Here is a 17,240-nt window from a genome sequence, read left to right as displayed (position 1 = left end):
ACCAGCTCTTAGGTGAGTAGTGAGCTGGGGCTGGAGGTGAAGATATAGTCCGAGCTTGCGGGATGGAAAACCGTAAGAGCCAGGCAGAAATGACCTGGCCCCGCAGCCAGCGGGTAACAAGCGCGAATTGTCGAGCAGTTCGCAGTCAAGAAGACCGAGCTGGGGGTCTCTCCCGGTCTCACGATCCACTTCATGCGCTACGACAACCTGGGGTCGGCGAGCCAGCTCGTCGAAGGTGTCCGCATGGAGACGCACGCTCTCACGGCGTCGCAGTTCTCGATCACGGTCAGCGAGCACGGCTACGCCATCGCCGTCTCGGAGCTCCTGCTCAACTCGTCCTTCGACGACGTCCTCGCGTCCGGTTCCCGGCTCCTGGGCCGGAATATGGCCAAGTACCTCGACGAACAGGCGAGGGACACCCTGCTCCAGGCGACGTCCGTCCTGTACGGCTACGACAAGTTCGCCAGCCCCGGCACCCCGACCCGGATCTCGCCGTACGACAAGGGCGCTCCGTCCGCGAACCGTGCCGGCCTGACCGGCAACTACCGCTTCACCTCGGCGCTGGTCAAGGACATGGTCGAGACCCTCGCGACCCGAAACATCCCGCGACTCGGCGATGTCTACGTGTGCTTCGTCCACCCGCACCAGTCCCGCTGGCTGCGAGAGGACCCGACCTGGATCGAGTCCTCGAAGTACGCACAGCCGGGTGCGTTCAGCCTCGGCGAGATCGGCCGGATCGACGACGTGATCTTCATCGAGACCACCCAGGTCAAGAAGATCGGCAACGGCAACGGCACCACACCGGCGGACGTCTACCAGAGCATCTGCATCGGTGACAACGCCTTCGGGCACGCCATCTCCCTCCCGGTCGAGCTCCGCGACGGCGGTGTCCAGGACTTCGGCCGTGAGCACCTGCTGGCCTGGTACTCGATCTTCGGCCTCGGCCTGATCACCGACGCGTCTGTCGTCATCGCTGAGACCAACTGAGGTCTCACCGAACGCGAAGTTTGATCTTCGCAGTCACTCGCCACGGGCGGGCCTCAGTGCGGGGCCTGCCCGTGGAGATCGCACAAAACTTCCCTGAGTAGGAGAACCACATGGCGACTGCCCGCAAGCCTGCCGGCGACCTCACCGGCCGTACCGCCGAGAAGCTCGCCCGCGAGCGCGACACCGAGGCCAAGGAGCGTGCGAAGTCCATGGCGACGGCCACGATCGTCGCGGAGTCCGAGAAGTCGAACGTCGTCGTCGACCTGGTCGACGGCCCTACGCCCGAGGTCGAGGAACAGCCGGTCGTCGTCGAGGAGTCGGATCGCGTCATCCGCGTCAACGCCGACCTCAAGGACGTCGTGATCGGCCAGGGCAACTACTACGACTTCGAGGTCGGTGTGCAGTACCGGGTGCCGGCGTTCGTCGCCAACCACCTGGAGGAGAAGGGCCTGATCTGGCACTGAGCCAGCACACGCCTGCGGGGGAGAGGGATCCACTCCCTCTCCCCCTTTTTCTCTTCTCTTCCCTGGAGACATCAGTGAGTGACATCCAGTTCGGACAGCAATACGTCCTGACGACTGAAGGCGGGTACGGCGCGGGGGTCGGCTCCGTACCGCAGGGCGCCGTGGTGACTCCCGTCGTGGAAGTCGCTCCGGGCACAGCCGGCGTCGGCTACTCGACCGAAAACGTGGTGCTCTGCACGTACACAGACGCGCTCACCTTCCCCGGTACCACCATCGACCGCACTCTGGCCATCAGCCTGACCGCGTTCAACGAGTCCTTCACACTCGAAGCCGAACTGCCGCCGGCGGCGCCGCCCGAGAACCCGGACCCCGAGACGGCCAACCCGACGCCGCCGGGTGGTGAGTGATGCCTGGATACCTCACCCGATACGCCGGCAAGGCCCTGCTGACCCTAATGACCGGAGGCGGTGAGAACGGTGCCTCGGGTACCGACCCTGTGGCGGACCGCGTCCTCAAGGCGCACCTGATCCGCCACATGGCCGAACCGACCATCGGCGTCTGGGCACCCAAGGCGTATCTGCTCTCACTCCTGGACCAGGTCGACGCCCAAGGAACCGCAGCGGTGCGCGCCGAGATCCAGGCTCGGCCGGCGGACCCGAGCGGCTCGCTGTATCTGGCTCTGTGCACCTCCGACCCAGGCAACGTGGCAACCGACCTGCCCAGTGAGATGACCGCGGTCGGCTACCAGCGACAGCCCGTGAGCCTGTCGGCCCCGAAGAACGGGTCAACCTTCGTCGTGGAGCCTGCCACGCCGGCTCAGGTGTCACTGTCCAGCAGCGTGGTCTTCGGTCCCTTCACCGCTGCGACAGGATCCGGCGCGTCAGTAACGCACATGGCTCTCGTCACGGCCGCCACCGGCAGCGACATCGCCGTACTCGCCGTATGGCCGCTGGACGCTCCGGTGACTGCTGCACAGGGGGACTCCCTGCTGGTGTCCGCCAGCACCCTCACGATCAAGGTGGACTGATGCCGGGATACCTCACCCAGATCGCGGAGCGCGCGGCGCTCCAGTACGTGACGGCAACGGCGAGTTCGTCCGATGTCCCATCCAACACGCTCCTGAGGACCTACATGCTGCGGCTCTACCAGCAGCAGGGACTGTCGGGCCTCGCCGGGTATCTGCCAGTCGCCTTCCTCAACGCATTTGCGACACAGGCCAAAACAGACACCAACGGATCCTGGCTGACTGGCCTCATCAACGGTCGCACAGACGGTACGGGCACGCTGTACCTAGCCCTGCTGACGAACGATCCGGGTCGCCAGGCGTCGCTGCCAGACATGACGAATGTCGAGATCACCGCCCCCGGTTACAGCCGACAGGCCATTTCTTTCTCTGCGGCCACCTCGCCGGCTGGCGGGGGTTCGGGCACACAAAACTCTGCACCTGCTTTCTTTGGGCCCTTCACGGCCAGCGGAGGAATGGGGGCTGTGGCGACGCACGCGGCACTGGTGACAGTCCCCACCGGCTCGGGCGGAGCGGTTAGCGCCGTCTGGCAGCTCGACACACCCGTCTCCGCTACACAGAACGAGAACCTCATGCTGAGCGTCAACGGCTTGGCGGTTGGGCTGGACTCATGGCAGAACTGACCAGGCTGCTCGCCCGTATACGCTCGGAGCTGGGCGACTTCGGCACGAGCTTCCGCGACGTGTTGTCCGGGACGGGCGAGTTGACCGACTACGACCTGAGCACGGTCAATGTCACCCTGAGCCGCGTCAGCGTGCTGAACGGTGGGACGTTGACCGACCTGACGGCTGGCACCGACTACCGCGTGGACGGTCGCGAGGGACGCGTCACGCTCCTCGGGAGCCGCGCTCCGCTCCCGCTCGGTCAGGTCCTCATCGTTGAGGGTGCGGCTGCCGGCATGTTCACCGACGAGGAGCTCACCCAGCACCTGCGTGACGCCGAGCTCCAGCACTGCCACAACAGGCACGTTACGGTCAGGTACCGCAGCAAAAACGGGTTCATCCGCTACGCCGATGAGCCGCTCACGCTGGAAAACCTGCCCGACGTCGAGGAGCTGCCAGTCATCCTGCTTACAGTCATCAACGCCCTCTGGGCGGTGGCGACGGACGCTTCGTCGGACGTGAACATTTCCACAGGCGAGGGCACTCACGTTGACCGCGGACAGCGGTACACCCAGGTCCTTCACCAGATATCGGTCCTCACCGATCGGTACGAGGAACTGTGCCGACAGTTGAACATCGGACTCTTCCGTATCGAGATGGCGACGCTGCGCCGTGTATCTCGCACCACCGGCCGCTACGTGCCGATCTACGTCGACCGCGAGTTCGACGATCACGCTTACCCCGAGCGCGTCCTGCCGCAGATCGACAAGCACGACGTCGACCCGTCCGGCATCCCGAATCCGACCTATTCAGGGTGGGCTGCGTGAGCCGAGCCGACTGGAAACGGGGACGGTTCAGCGCGACCGAGGAGACCGAGCGCATCGACCGCGGCCTACGGGCCTGGCAGCGACACATGGGAGACGTCATTTCCTGGTGGCGCTTCTCCCACTTGCGCTCGGTCTCCCACGACATCTACGACGAGGGAGACGAAGGCGGCCTGGCCTACGACGGACCCTGGCCGGTGCCTGTGCTGCACGCCACCCACGCCGAGAAGGGCGACCAGGAGAGCGACCGCGGTTTCTACACCGTCGACACCTTGGAAGTCACCGCCAGCTTCGACCAGGTCCAGAAGACCGGCATCACCCAGGCCGACATCCACCACGACCGCTACCTCCGGGACCGCGTCGCCTACGACGGCAGGCTCTTCCGGATCACCCAGATGAGTATCCTCGGCCAGATCCGTCGCGCAGACGTACTCGTCTCGATCGCGGCCGTCGAGGTCAAGCCCGACGAGATCACCGCGGACAGTGTTTTCGCCCAGTACATCCCCGAGCAGGGAGCCGGCGAACGCTGAGCGGGCACACCAAGGAGCACGATGGCCCCCTATTCCTACCCGGACGCCTTCGTTCAGGAGCAACTGACCACCTTCGAGGACACCACCTCCCTGTCCGCCGCTGACCTGCTCACTGTGGGCCTGGCAGATGCCCGATACCAACGGCTCGGCCAGGCGGTGCATCTGTCCATACCGCTCAGCAGCGGGCCCGCTCTCACCGTGCAGCAGGACACCGACTCCCAGCCGCGCGTCGCCGTAAGCCCCGACGGGGATATCGCCTTCGGTGACGGCACCTCCGATCCGGACGTCGTGCTGCGACGAGTCGGGCCGAACACGCTCGCCGTAGTCGAGGGAACTCTGTCCCAGGGCGGCCAAGCCGTCCTCGACGCCTCGAAGGTCGGGGCCGCCAACGGCGTAGCCGCACTCGACGCCAACGGCCAGGTGCCCAGCGCCCAGCTTCCCCCGACCAATGTCGGACTCAGCCAGGCACAGGCAGACGCGCGATACATCCTCCAGACTGCGGCCGGCGCCGCGTCCGGTGTCGCCACACTCAACGCGTCCAGCAAGATCCCCACCACCCAAGTTCCGGACCTATCGGGAACCTACGTCGCGACCAGCACCCGCGGTGCGGCTTCCGGCGTCGCCACGCTCGACTCCGCCTCCAAGGTGCCCGTCTCCCAGATTCCGGACCTCGCCAACACCTACGTCACAGCCAGCACCAACCTCGACAACCAGTACGGTCCTGGCGACCACGGCATGTTCACCTGGTCATGCGGCCTGGAGCACCTCCGAAGCAGCGGTCAGCCCGAAGCCGGCGGCGTCCGCATGATCAAGGTCCGCCTCAAGCGGCCGGTGACCGTCGGCTGGATCTGGATGCACCTGACAGCCAGCGGCACCTCCCTCACGGCCAACCAGTGCTTCGCCGGCCTCTACACGACCGCCGGTACCCGCGTTGCTGTCACGGTGGACCAGTCCACGGCCTGGTCCACGATCGGCGAAAAGAAGATGTCGCTGACGACCCCGTACAACGCAGCAGCCGGTGACTACTTCATCGCTTTCGTGGCGAACGGGACGACCATCCCTCAGTTCACGGCTGCCAGCAACAACTCATCCTCGGGCCTCAACATGGGCGTTACCGGAGCTTCGCTCCGATTCGCCAACGGACCGACGGGGCAAGCATCACTCCCTGCGTCCATCAATATGGCATCCATTTCACCCGGATCCGCCTCCTATTTCGTGGCCCTATCCTAAAGGGCTCGGCTGTAACAGTTTTTCTTGATTGCTGTCATTCTGATCGCGGAGGCTCGATGTCGTAGTTAGCGGAAGGCGCGCAATGCCCTGGATAGAGAATGAGGATGCCGCGATCAAGGCGAAGCTCCAGGGTATTTCCGTCAACGACACGAACGCTCCTGCCGGCGGCCTACCAGTCGACGTCCGATTCCGGCTCCCCGAGAACGAGTTGGCCGCTGCCACCTTCCCGCTCATACTCATCGAGCGCACGCGTGCCGAGCCCGACCACCAGGCGGAACACCGGGGAACGGTTGTACTCGGCTACACCCCCGAAGGTCAGGACAGCGCCTCCGCGTACCTGGCGACCGATCCCATCCCGTACCTGATCGAGTACCAGGTCACCGTCTACGCAAGGAAACAGCGGCACGCGGCGAACATCGCGCACACGCTGTCCGGGAGGGATTACCTCCATCCCCGGTGGGCCTACCTGGAAGTGCCCGAAGACGGAACTGTCCGGCGTCTCGAAGTCGCCGGGGGGCCAGAGTTTCACGACGGCCGCGACGCACAGGGAAAGCGACTCTGGCAGGTCGATTACCTGATCCATGTCAGCGCTGAGCTGCTCGACGAGATCGCAGCAATCAAGCCCGTCCAGACGGTCGAACTCAGCACTCATCCCCTCGGCCACTAGGCCCCGAAGGAGCTTTACAAAATGGCGACTTTCCTGCGCCCCGGCATCTACGTGGACGAGACGCTGGATGCGATCTCCAATCCCGTGGTCCAGACCCCCGGCGAGGCAATCGCTGCCTTCGTCGGAAGCCACAACTTCGGACCGGCGGTCCCCACCCTGGTCACGTCCTGGAGCCAGTTCGAGCAGGTGTACGGCGGCTGGGGCAACGGCACCGACCTGCTGCCCTACGCCGTCTACTCGTTCTTCAACAACGGCGGGGGAAAGGCGTACGTCGCACGAGCCGTTCCCGCTGACTCGGTGGCCGCCACGGTCACGCTCAACGACCGCCAGGCCACGCCCGAACCTGTCCTGAAGTTCACGGCAAAGGCGGCCGGAGCCTTCGGCAACCAGATCTACATCGACATCACCAACTCCAACACGGGTGCCGGCCGATTCAACTGCGCCATCAAGGTCGGCGGCACGACCGACGCGTACATCTCCGACCGCTACAACGACGTCTCACTGGACCCGGCGGACGCCCGCAACCTGGTCGCGATGGTCAACTCGCCGGTCAACGGCTCCGCCTTCGTAACCTCCCAGTACGTCGCCACCGACCCCTACAGCGCGAACATCACTCCCGCGCTCCAGAACGCAACCCCCATGACCGGCGGCATCGACGGTGTTGCCGCGCCGGACCTTGTCGCCGCGACTAGGCAACTCGAAGCAACCGGCGAGATCGTCAACGTCAACCTCCCCGGCGTCTCCGACACCACGATCCTCAACTCCGTCATCACCTGGGCCGAGGAGTACGGCTACGCCTTCGTCGTCGTGGACGCCCCGAAGACCGCCTCCCTCGACCCAGCGGCCGCGGTCACCGAGTACGCCAAGCTCTCCCCGGCCGCCAACAGCGGCTCCACGCCTGCCCCGCTGCGCTCCACCTCCTACGCCGCCGTCTACGGTCCCTGGCTTCTCGCTGCCGACCCCTCCTCGGTCGCACCGGGCGCCACGCGCCTGCTGCCTCCGGGCGGCGCAGTCCTGGGCAAGTACAGCGAGACCGACGTTCTCTACGGCCAGCAGCAGTCCGCTGCCGGCACGCTGAGTCGGCTCGTCGGGGTGTACTCCACCGAGCTGCGCTTCTCCAACAGCCAGCTCGACAACCTCAACGCCTGGGGCATCAACGTGATCCGGCAGGTCCCGCAAGCCGGCATCTGCATCATGGGTGCGCGCACCCTCAAGAGCGGATACCCGGACCGGTACATCGCCGTCCGCCGGCTGCTCACGTACACGCGGAAGATCCTGGTCGATCTGACCCGGTCGGCTGTCTTCGCGCCGAACACGCCCGAGCTGTGGCACTCCATCGCGGCGAACGTCACCCAGCAGCTCACCGCCATGGCGCAGGCCGGCATGTTCGCATCCGCCAGCCCCGATCAGGCGTTCGTCGTCATCTGTGACGACACCAACAACACGACGACGACCGTGGACAACGGTGAGGTGCACATCGATGTCGGCGTCGCCGTGGCACGGCCGGCCGAGTACATCGCCATCCACATCAGCCAATTCGACGGCGGCGCCACGGTCACCGAATCCGCGTGAGTAATCGGGGCCGGACTGGATGCAGCCGGTCCGGCCCCATCGGAAACAGCCTGAACCACCACTCGGGACTCAATTGGTAGGAACACCCGGTGCACTTCGTGCTACGGGAGTAGTGAATGGCAACCCTCAAGACGGTGACCCAGAGCCAGAGCCTGGCCAGCCGACAGACCGACCCTTTGCGGTCTTTCAAGTTCCACGTCCAGATCAGCCAGGTCGGAAAGCTCGCCTCGGCCTATCCAAAGCTCGGCTTCATGACTGTCTCCGGGCTCTCCGTGACCACTGACGTCATCGCTTACCGGGCTGGTGGGATGAACACCACCACGCAGAAAATGCCTGGTCAGAGTGATTTCAGTCCCGTCACCCTCTCCAAGGGGATGATGCCCGGCGACCAGAACCTCGTGAACTGGATGTACCAGCTTTTCGACGTCATGCAGGGCAACGGATCCGGCAGCGATACGGGCACCGAATTCCGGGCCACGATCGACATCATGCTGATTGACCACCCCGTCACGAAGAGCAAGGCCGCCGTGAAGGCAGTGTGGCGGCTCTACAACGCCTGGCCCACGTCGGTCGCATTCGGCGACCTCGACGCTGGCAGTAACACGTTTGCCGTCTCCCAGCTCACATTTGCGCACGAGGGCTGGGACTTCAAGGTGGCCGACAAGTACGGCCCGAGCAGTTATGCGCAGATCAAGTAAGAATCGACACGAGGACACAACTCATGACCGATATGCATTACGACTGGACCTTCGACTCTCCCGACGGCGGCCAGCAGGTCGACGTCCTGGCCGACACCCAGGGCGCGACCGCCGCCATCCAGTCGCTCCTGTCCGACTCCGCCGGAGAACCGCCAGCCATTCCGGAGCCGGCTGACTGCCTGGTGACTCTGCCCGCCGGACTCGTCCGCGACGACGTCATCCTCACCGAGGCCGAAGTCCGGGAACTCACCGGGGCCGACGAGGAGGCACTCGCCCGCGTGCGGGCCAACCCGCTGCGCCTCCTGGAAACACTGCTGGAACTCGGCACCGTGCGCATCGGCGACGTGCCAGCCACCTCCGACGTCCTCCCTCAGCTCCTGCTGGGAGATCGCGATGCCCTGGTCATCGCCATCCGGCGCGTGACCTTCGGGGACGAGATGGAGTTCGACCAGATCAACTGCCCGAACTGCGACGAAGACTTCTCAGCCACCATCTCTCTCGGTGCGATCCAATCCCAGACCGCGCCCATCGGCCGACTCACCGTGCCCCTCCGCAAGGGTGGCTGCGCAATCGTCCGGTACCCGACGGGGGCGGACCAGGCGGCCATGCTGTCCAACGCGAAGGCAACCAACGCCGAGCACAACAGCACCCTGCTGTCCCGCTGCCTGGTCGAGATACGCGACGCCGAAGGCAAGGTCACGCCAGGTAGCGCGGAGGTGGTCGCGTCCCTCGGCATGAGTGACATCCGCACCATCCTGAAGCAGCTCGCCGCTACCCAGCCGGGCCCCCGCCTGCTGGAGACGACGATCGAGCACGAGGAGTGCGGGGGTGAGGTCCCGCTCCCGCTCAGCGTGGCCGACATCTTTCGCGATTTCTGATGCCCGAGCAGCACGGGCCGACTACACGACGCTCGCCTACACCCACCCGGAGTGGCAACTCAGCGAGATCAGACAACTGACGGTCCAGGAGCGCTGGTATTGGCGCGACCTGGCCGTATGGGTCAAGAAGAGAAGGGAGGCGGCTTCCAGTGGCTGAGAACGATGCCAGCCGGGGCCAGGAGCCCGACTTCACGGGCCGCCTCCTCGGCACCAACGGGATGCAGCGGGCAGCCGACAAGGTAGCCCGCGACATTGACAAGTTCGGCGCCCAGATCGCCGCGCTCAACCGCGCCCTTCAAGGAGCGATCAACACCGCTTCCCAGGGTGCTGCCTACCGCGGTCAGCCGACTCTCGCGTTCCCGCCGGCCAACCAGGGCACGCGACTCTCCCCGGCCCCCGTCCAACATCCGCCGGCTAACACCGCGACCACGGTCGGCGGGTCGGCCACCACATTCACCCACCCCGTAACCGGCCGCATCTACAGCGGGCCGATGGCGTCTCGCCTCTCGGACCGGTACGACGCGCAGGTCGGCCGTTCGAATATGCAGGCCCAGGCGTCATACGCGCAAGCACAGGCCCAACAGCAACTTCGTAGCTCGCAGGAGATTGCGCGTCAGCAGTCGGCGCTCCGCCAGCAGCAGCTTCACGACTCCCAGATGCGGCGTGAGGCTCAGCGGCGTGCCCAGATGGATGCCCAGCGGGAGCAGCAGGCTGCCGCCGCCCAGGCCCGCTACCAGGCGCAGCAGAATGCCGCAGGGGCAAGGTCAGGGATCAACCCTGACCTACAGGCTCGCTTCAGCGCTGCATCCCCGGAGCGTCGAGCGCAGGCCCGGCAGACCCGCGTGGACGCCTACTACGGCCCACTTTTCGATGAAGCGATCCGCCGCCAGAATGCGGCGAGCGTGCCGACGTGGGGTATGCGGGTCGGACAGCGGATGTGGGCGTACAACCGCACCACAGGCCTTTCGAGTGCCACCGTCGCGGGCAGCGGCTTCTACGTCACCCGCAACAACACCGTCTTCCAGATGGGCGGCGGTGGGGGTGGTCGTGGCGGCCAAGGAGGCAGCGGCGGGGGCAACGTCACCGTCCCGCCTTCTGGCGGCTTCAACCCGACAGTTCCTGCTTCCAACAGCAGCCCGACGCCTCCTGGCGGACAGGTAGCGGACTTCGGTGGCATGGCCGGCGGCGCCTACAAGGAGCTTGTTAAGTACGGCGACCGCATGCGCCCGCAGATGGAGGAGATGGACCGGTACACCAACTGGGCTGCCATCGCCTCAGGTGGTACACCGGCCGGGTACGACAAGTGGGGTTGGAAGAACAAGATCCGCACTTCGTCCTACGGCACCGTCGTGGGCAAGTCGACCGAGGACGTATCCAACGCGCAGTTCCTCCTCGACAAGAACTTTGGTCTCACCTTCGGCACCACCGCGCAGGCTGCCGCCCGCGACAACGCTTTCGGCGCCGCGTACGTGGCTGGCCTCGATGCCGAGACCGGCGCCAAGCTCTACTCCAGCACGTACAACCCCCAGGCGTCGCTGGCCGCTCAGCGGCTCGGCTTCGGGCGAACGATCGGCCGCGGCGGCGAAGCCATGGGAATGGGGACGCTGGCGGACAACGTCATGCGGCGAACCTTCGGATCGACGTCCATCAGCGCGAAGAAGTTCGCGGCTGCCACAGCCAGCGGCCAGGCACTTGACTGGAACCTGGATCAACTCGGAAAGGCATCCGGGTGGGACGACGCCACAGTCGACAACTTGAAGGAGTACATGCGGGGCCGCAACACGCTGCTCCAGAAGTCAGGTCTGTCGTCGGCGGAAGCCGACCAGCTCATCGCGGACGCATCGCACAGCGGCAAGAAGGGCGACGCGGCCCGGAAGACGCTGACCAAGTACGGCGTCTCCGAAAGCCTGGGACAGGCAAGGAAGACCTTCGAAGCCCAGGAACGCCAGCATGACGCGAACATGGGCAGTTCCTTCGCCCCCGCCATGGAGAACGCCACCAAGGCTGTCCAGAAGTTCGAGTCGGCGATCAACCACATCCTGGAGTTGCCCGGCATCCGGCAGCTCGTCGGCGGTGGCGGAGCATGGGCTTCGGTCACCAAAGACCAGGTAAGCACGCTTAAAAGCGTCTGGGACTTCGGTAAGCGTCTCCTGCCGATCAACATCGGTGGTGGAGCCGGCGAGCCAACGTCCAACAGCGGCGGAGGCGACAAGAGCGACAAGCCGAGCAGCGCCAAGGCAGGCAGCGTGACCACCGGCAACGCCGCCAAGGCCATACAGACTGCCCTGGCTCAGGTCGGCGACCCCTACGTCTGGGGAGCCACAGGACCGGACGCTTTCGACTGCTCGGGCCTGACCTCGTTCGCATACCGACAAGCCGGCATCGAGATCCCACGCACCTCCCAGCAGCAGATGAAGGTCGGCGTCCGCGTGGACAAGGACGCCATCCAGCCCGGTGACCTCCTTTTCCCCAATCCCGGCCACGTCATGATGGCGCTGGGTGGCGGCAAACTGGTCGAAGCGCCGCGCACTGGTCTCGACGTCCGCGTTCGCACCTTCAACCTGGGCGAGATCAAGGAGGTCCGCCGCGTCGCAAGCTCCGTCGGTGCACTCAGCGAGTACAACACCGACAAGAAGCAGGACGACGACGAAGCCGGCGCCGGAAACGCTGGCTGGTGGGGCGGCACGGGACAAGCGTTCAGCCAGGAGGAAGTCGACGCCCTGTCGGCGTTCCTGTCCGGCGGCGGCGCCTACTCCATGGGTACGCGCTCGCAGGGTACGGACGAGTCCAGCAACAGCGCCGAAGACGTCACCACCAACGCCAAGAGCGCGCCAGCCGATCCCAAGGGCAACGCGAAGCTGGGCAAGAAGATGGCCGCAGACACGTACGGATGGACCGGCCCCCAGTGGGACGCGCTGTACCAACTGTGGCAGCACGAGTCCAACTGGAACCACAAGGCGGGGAACCCTTCCTCGGGAGCCTACGGCATCCCCCAGGCTCTTCCGGCATCCAAGATGGCGTCTGAGGGAGCGGACTACCGTACCAACCCTGCAACCCAGATCAAGTGGGGTCTTAAGTACATCAAGGATCGCTACAAGACCCCTGCGAAGGCGTGGGCCTTCTGGCAGAACCCCACGGTGCACGTGCCCGGCGCCTCGAAGAACTGGTACGCCGCGGGTGCTTGGGACATCCCTGAGGACCAGGACGCCGTCGTCCACAAGGGCGAAATGATCATTCCTGCCGCCAAGGCAGAAACGATTCGTCAAGCCCTGATCAAGGACTCCGTCAACGTCGTCTCGCCGGCTGGAGCTACCGCTTCGGCCGCCGCAGGAGGCGTGCAGTCCGGCGGGGGTGTCTCCCTCTCCTTCGCTAAGGGCGCGATCCAGATCAACGTCAACGGTGCAATGTCCGACAGGGCCGCCTCCGACGCCGCCAAGCGTGTCGTGAACTACATCGCTGCCGACGAACGCATCAAGAACCTCGGAGTGGGTGTCTGATGGGCACTGTTTCCAACCCCAAGTTCGACTCGCGGATGACCGCGATCCCGCAACTCGGACTTCTCAGCCGAACTGCTGGCCAGAGCCCAGGCGGGGCACCACTCGGGGTGTACTGGCGAGGTTCCATAGTTCGCGACAACGATTCGAGCGCGGTGCACGCCCACCCCAAGTCCAGTACCGCGACTTACCGGGTCGACTTCCTCTTCAACCCCTCGACCATCACCGTGTCGCACGAGAGCGGGCCGATGCTGACGGCTGACCAGCGGTCCACCGACGGCCAGTACGTGAATGCTGGTGGCATCGGCCAGGTCACCTTCAGTCTTCTCTATGACCGTACGTACGAGATGATCTCCAACAGGTCAGGAAACGAAGCCACCAAGCGCGGTGTGCTTGCCGATATGGACGCCTTTTACCGGGTGACTGGGGTGCACGACGTAACCGCGAAGGGTGTGAACGCCAGGCAGTTCAACCCCATGCAGTCTTACAACTGCAATTTCTACTTCGGTGGAGTGGGTAGTAACTCTCTCGCCTACTACGGTTACATATCGACGTTGTCGATCCAGTACACGCATTTCACGCGCGAGATGATTCCACAGCGGTGCGCCGTCAACGTCACCGTTGAAATGACGCAGAAGGGAACGGTGCAGTGATTTCAGCGAACTCCCGTTTCGTCGGCTCCGCAACAGTCATTGCTACCAATAGTGACGGCAAGTCCCGTAAGGTGATCCTTCCGAAGGAGGCAGGAATCTTTTCCGCCTCGGTTCGGATCTACACCTGGGTCGAAGGCGACCGAGTTGATGTGGTCGCGCACAGAAATTACGGCGACGCATCGCAATGGTGGCGTATCGCGGACGTCAACCCCAGCGTTATGAACTGGACGGAAATACCGGCCGGCACGAGAATAAGGATCCCGATTGTCCAGTAGGCAGCCGATACTCTCCCTGGAGACGCCGGCCCTCACAGGGCGGAAATGGGTGACGGACGCCGTCATCACCCAGGGCGAATCGCTGCACGAGGTCGCCGAGATCACCGTCATCCACGAGGTAACGCGTGGGGCGGCGAGCGGGTCGGGTTGGAACCTGATCTCCGCCGGCGTGCTGTCCGAGGGGCAGCCCCTCGCGCTGCGCTACGGGATCGCCGCCCGTTCCAAGATCTGGCACGGATACATCACCGCCGTGTCGGTGCGCGGCGACGAGATACCGCAAACCTCTCTCCGGACCGTCCAAGTTCCCGTCGTGTACACCTGCGTCGGGCCGACCCGCCCCATGCAGTCACAGGCCAACCGGCTGTGGTCGTCGACCACAGCCTCGTTCGTCGCCCGGAAGCTCGCCCGCGGAACCGGACTGCGTCCCCAAGTACAGCGCAGCAGCCGCCTGTTCGGCACCATCCCGCAGCAGGCCAAGAGCGACTTCGCGCTCCTTCGGGACCTGGCCGACGAGGTCGGGTACCGGCTGACCACCCACGGCACCACCCTCGCCTTCACCCACCCCCTGGTGTCACTGCGTGAAGCCGACGAGGAACGTCCCTCGTTCCGCCTTGCGAAGGACGCCACGGACACTGTGAAGACGTGGGAGTCCACCGCTGGTCAACTGGACCCGCTGGGCGGCCGACACACCCGCCGGGAGGGTTACTCCTTCAACATCAACACGGGTGCACTTGTTCGCCATGTGGCTGCCGGCACTCAGGATTCGGTCATCACCCAGTACAGCACCGGGCGCCCCTTCACCTCGCAAGCCGAGGCCGTAGAGATTCTCAACGCCGAAGCGCGCCGCGATGCCTTGTGGGTCCACGCGACGGCGACCGTTGTCGGGGACGCTCGTGTGCGCACCGGTACGGAACTGGAGATGACGGGCGGGGCTCTCGGTCCCGACGATCCAGGCCTCTGGATGGTCCGCTCAGCGACTCACCGGATCTCCGTAGTCCCTGACCAGCCGGCCGCTGGCCGCTACTGGCTCGACGTGACCCTTGGGCGGAACCGCATCGGGGGCTTGGACCTGATCTCCAAGGACGAGGTGGTCGACACCATCCAGGACGGAACAGCACTGATCGATGGGCGCTGGTGCGCTCAGCACATAGGAAGGGCATGACCGTGGCGCTGACTGCCGCCGGCAGTGACGTCTACGCCGCTGTCGTCACGCACACCGTCGACCCCGAGGGCCGTGGTCGGGTACGGCTGCGCATCCCGCAGGTGTCCGGAGACGCGATTACCGACTGGGCCTATCCTTCTGGGGCGATCGGGCACAAGGTCGTCGTGGGGGAGCGGGTGTGGGCCACCTTCGACGGTAGCGGCAGCCGGCTGGTGTACTGGATAGCCACCAGCGCGGATGACCAGTCCGAGTTCGACGTCATCGAGCCATTGCAGACCTGGCAAACCGCCGGACCCGACCTCACTCAGCCCGCCAACGTGTGGAACCAGTTCCCCGAGAGCGTGTGGCCGACGATCACCTTCACCGCCCCCAACAGCGGCAAGGCGTTCATCACCATCTCCGGCAGGATCTACAACAACACCGGTGCCACATCGAGCACGCTCGGCACGGCAGCGTGCCTGCTGGGCTGGGACGTCTACGACTCTGTCCTGGCGACATCCGACGGCATTTCGTCGAACATCAAGGCCCTGTCCGCTGCCGGAGGCCAGCTCAACAGCCAGGGCGACAGCGGCGGATCCCGGCTGTCCAGCTCACGGCGCACCCTCGTCGAGGGCCTCATACCTGGTCGGACCTACAACGTGCGGCCTGTGTGGTTCGTGACGAGCCCGATCGACGCGTCCAAGATCTACATGCAGGACGGGCAGCTCCTGGTCGAACCGGTCGCCAGGACGGCGCACCCGCCTGCATGCACCTACCAGAACATCGTGCCGCAGTACGTCGCCAATGACACGTGGACGGACTACGACCCAGCAGTGTGGGCCCCGATCACCTTCACGGTGCCGCCGAGCGGGAAGGCGTACATCTCCGTCAGCGGCATGTGCTCCAACTCCGCAAACGAGACAGCGTCCGTTGCCTGGATGGGCTACCGCCTGACTGGCGCCTACACCACCGACTCCAACACGCAGGGCGAGTTCCTGGCTCTGTCATCGAGCGGTGAGTACCACCGCGTCTTCGCCACGCGACGAGTCCTTTTCGAAGACCTTCCGCCAGGACAGCGCGTGACCGTCGTTCCGCAGTGGCGAGTGAGTGCTACCGAGGTGACCAACGTTGGACTGCGAGCCGGCCAGCTCATCGTGGAGCCGATCGGGGAGACCAGCGCACCATACGTCCCAACGAGCACCAAGCAGATAGCCGATCCGCCCTTCGACGTGGTCGCTGTGACTGCCCCGTTCACCGAAGCGGCATGGCCATCGCTCACTTTCATCGCCGGAGCATCCGGGAAGGCGTTCGTCACGGTCTCTGCCGCGGTGTCGAACGACAACAGCCCGGCAGCGACCTCCGCGTGCTCATGGACGCTTGTCGGACCCAGCGACGACGTCTCCACTGCCCGGAAGGAGGTAGCCGCCGCCGGGACGAACCGCCGCGTCCACGCCTGCCGCCGTGTGCTCCTGGACGACCTTAAGCCCGGAGCCCAGTACACGCTGGTGCCGACGTGGCGAGTCTCCAGCGTCACCCAGACCGGCGGAGTCTTCAACGCCAAGGTCCGGGGCGGACAGCTCTCCGTAGAGCCAGTTCCACCCGCCACGCAGCAGGCGACCACGCCCGTTGCCCGACAGCTCATCGTGCCGCAGGCCCAGAACGACGCCTGGCGGGCAGCCATCCCGCCGGAAGACGGAACGCTGATCCTCAAACGCAGGGGGCAGGCTGGCTACCTCGAAGTCGCCACTGGCGGCACGTGGGTGCCAATCAACGAAAGGCACTACGCCCACTGCGAGGTGAACAACCTCGGAGCGCTGACCGGCGGGGCGTACAAAGCCGTGCCCTTCACGAGTTGCGCCGTCCAGACCGACGACAGCATGTGGCTGACGACCCTTCCCAGCAGAATCACGATCAGGACAGCGGGCCTCTACCGCATAACGGCCAATTGCACATGGCCCGGCAGCCAGACTGATGCCCGTGCAGCGATCGGGGTGAACAGCCTCACCTCACCCAAATATCAACTCGACCTCGTCTCGCAGGCCAACGGACTGGTCGGCAGCAGCGGAACACGAATCGCCTACCTCGGCGTCAGCGACTACGTGGCCTTCCTGTTGTACTCAACCGCCACCACTGCGTCCTTCAGCACCACGGCCTGCGCCCTGAGCGTCGAGTGGATCGGTCCGTGACGCACGTAATCACTG

General features: G+C 65.2%; 16 protein-coding genes and 2 pseudogenes. All 18 read left to right on the top strand.

Annotated elements, in window-relative coordinates; genetic code table 11:
- The first annotated feature begins 126 nt into the window (after nt 1-126).
- The 18 genes and pseudogenes from AB0A69_RS07880 (at nt 127) to AB0A69_RS07795 (ending at nt 17,225) form a co-directional block, all read left to right on the top strand.
- Complete coding sequence (locus AB0A69_RS07880) at nt 127-987, top strand: N4-gp56 family major capsid protein (RefSeq protein ID WP_361416876.1); 861 nt, start codon at nt 127-129, stop codon at nt 985-987.
- 110 nt (nt 988-1,097) lie between these two features.
- Nucleotides 1,098-1,451 carry a hypothetical protein gene (locus AB0A69_RS07875; RefSeq protein ID WP_361416530.1) on the top strand — a complete coding sequence of 118 codons (354 nt, stop codon included), beginning with the start codon at nt 1,098-1,100 and terminating at the stop codon, nt 1,449-1,451.
- A gap of 74 nt (nt 1,452-1,525) precedes the next feature.
- Nucleotides 1,526-1,858: a hypothetical protein gene (locus AB0A69_RS07870; RefSeq protein WP_361416528.1), complete on the top strand. Its 333-nt coding sequence runs from the start codon at nt 1,526-1,528 to the stop codon at nt 1,856-1,858.
- An 89-nt stretch (nt 1,859-1,947) separates the two neighbouring features.
- Complete coding sequence (locus tag AB0A69_RS07865) at nt 1,948-2,478, top strand: hypothetical protein (RefSeq protein ID WP_361416526.1); 531 nt, start codon at nt 1,948-1,950, stop codon at nt 2,476-2,478.
- On the top strand, nt 2,478-3,098 hold the full coding sequence (locus AB0A69_RS07860) for a hypothetical protein (protein WP_361416523.1): 621 nt from the start codon (nt 2,478-2,480) through the stop codon (nt 3,096-3,098). Before AB0A69_RS07865 ends, AB0A69_RS07860 begins: the two co-directional genes overlap by 1 nt.
- Entirely contained in the window at nt 3,086-3,904 is an 819-nt protein-coding gene (locus AB0A69_RS07855; protein ID WP_361416519.1) for a hypothetical protein, read from the top strand. Before AB0A69_RS07860 ends, AB0A69_RS07855 begins: the two co-directional genes overlap by 13 nt.
- Nucleotides 3,901-4,431 carry a hypothetical protein gene (locus AB0A69_RS07850; protein WP_361416516.1) on the top strand — a complete coding sequence of 177 codons (531 nt, stop codon included), beginning with the start codon at nt 3,901-3,903 and terminating at the stop codon, nt 4,429-4,431. Before AB0A69_RS07855 ends, AB0A69_RS07850 begins: the two co-directional genes overlap by 4 nt.
- A gap of 21 nt (nt 4,432-4,452) precedes the next feature.
- Nucleotides 4,453-5,661 (top strand): hypothetical protein, encoded by a 1,209-nt coding sequence (locus tag AB0A69_RS07845; RefSeq protein ID WP_361416513.1) that lies wholly within the window; start codon nt 4,453-4,455, stop codon nt 5,659-5,661.
- Between the two features lie 82 nt (nt 5,662-5,743).
- On the top strand, nt 5,744-6,328 hold the full coding sequence (locus AB0A69_RS07840) for a hypothetical protein (RefSeq protein WP_361416510.1): 585 nt from the start codon (nt 5,744-5,746) through the stop codon (nt 6,326-6,328).
- Nucleotides 6,329-6,349: 21 nt separating this feature from the next.
- Nucleotides 6,350-7,900: a hypothetical protein gene (locus tag AB0A69_RS07835; protein ID WP_361416508.1), complete on the top strand. Its 1,551-nt coding sequence runs from the start codon at nt 6,350-6,352 to the stop codon at nt 7,898-7,900.
- 116 nt (nt 7,901-8,016) lie between these two features.
- Nucleotides 8,017-8,598 (top strand): phage tail protein, encoded by a 582-nt coding sequence (locus AB0A69_RS07830; protein WP_361416505.1) that lies wholly within the window; start codon nt 8,017-8,019, stop codon nt 8,596-8,598.
- A 23-nt stretch (nt 8,599-8,621) separates the two neighbouring features.
- The gene (locus tag AB0A69_RS07825) at nt 8,622-9,476 is read left to right on the top strand and encodes a hypothetical protein (RefSeq protein WP_361416502.1); all 855 of its coding nucleotides are present in this window, start codon (nt 8,622-8,624) and stop codon (nt 9,474-9,476) included.
- A 218-nt stretch (nt 9,477-9,694) separates the two neighbouring features.
- Nucleotides 9,695-12,025 (top strand): annotated as a pseudogene (locus AB0A69_RS07820) (C40 family peptidase); the annotation flags it as partial.
- 207 nt (nt 12,026-12,232) lie between these two features.
- Nucleotides 12,233-12,604: pseudogene (locus tag AB0A69_RS07815) on the top strand (transglycosylase SLT domain-containing protein); the annotation flags it as partial.
- A gap of 368 nt (nt 12,605-12,972) precedes the next feature.
- The gene (locus AB0A69_RS07810) at nt 12,973-13,623 is read left to right on the top strand and encodes a hypothetical protein (protein WP_361416499.1); all 651 of its coding nucleotides are present in this window, start codon (nt 12,973-12,975) and stop codon (nt 13,621-13,623) included.
- Nucleotides 13,620-13,898, top strand: coding sequence for a tail protein X (locus AB0A69_RS07805; RefSeq protein WP_361416496.1), 279 nt, complete (start codon nt 13,620-13,622; stop codon nt 13,896-13,898). The genes AB0A69_RS07810 and AB0A69_RS07805 overlap by 4 nt, the downstream gene beginning before the upstream one ends.
- A 49-nt stretch (nt 13,899-13,947) precedes the next feature.
- On the top strand, nt 13,948-15,060 hold the full coding sequence (locus AB0A69_RS07800; RefSeq protein WP_361416493.1) for a hypothetical protein: 1,113 nt from the start codon (nt 13,948-13,950) through the stop codon (nt 15,058-15,060).
- Complete coding sequence (locus AB0A69_RS07795) at nt 15,057-17,225, top strand: hypothetical protein (RefSeq protein ID WP_361416490.1); 2,169 nt, start codon at nt 15,057-15,059, stop codon at nt 17,223-17,225. The genes AB0A69_RS07800 and AB0A69_RS07795 overlap by 4 nt, the downstream gene beginning before the upstream one ends.
- Nucleotides 17,226-17,240: the final 15 nt, after the last annotated feature.

Source organism: Streptomyces sp. NPDC045431, assembly GCF_040646655.1.
Classification (GTDB): domain Bacteria; phylum Actinomycetota; class Actinomycetes; order Streptomycetales; family Streptomycetaceae; genus Streptomyces.
The sequence above is the reverse complement of the archived record's forward strand: the minus strand, read 5'-3'. Positions and strand labels throughout refer to the sequence as shown.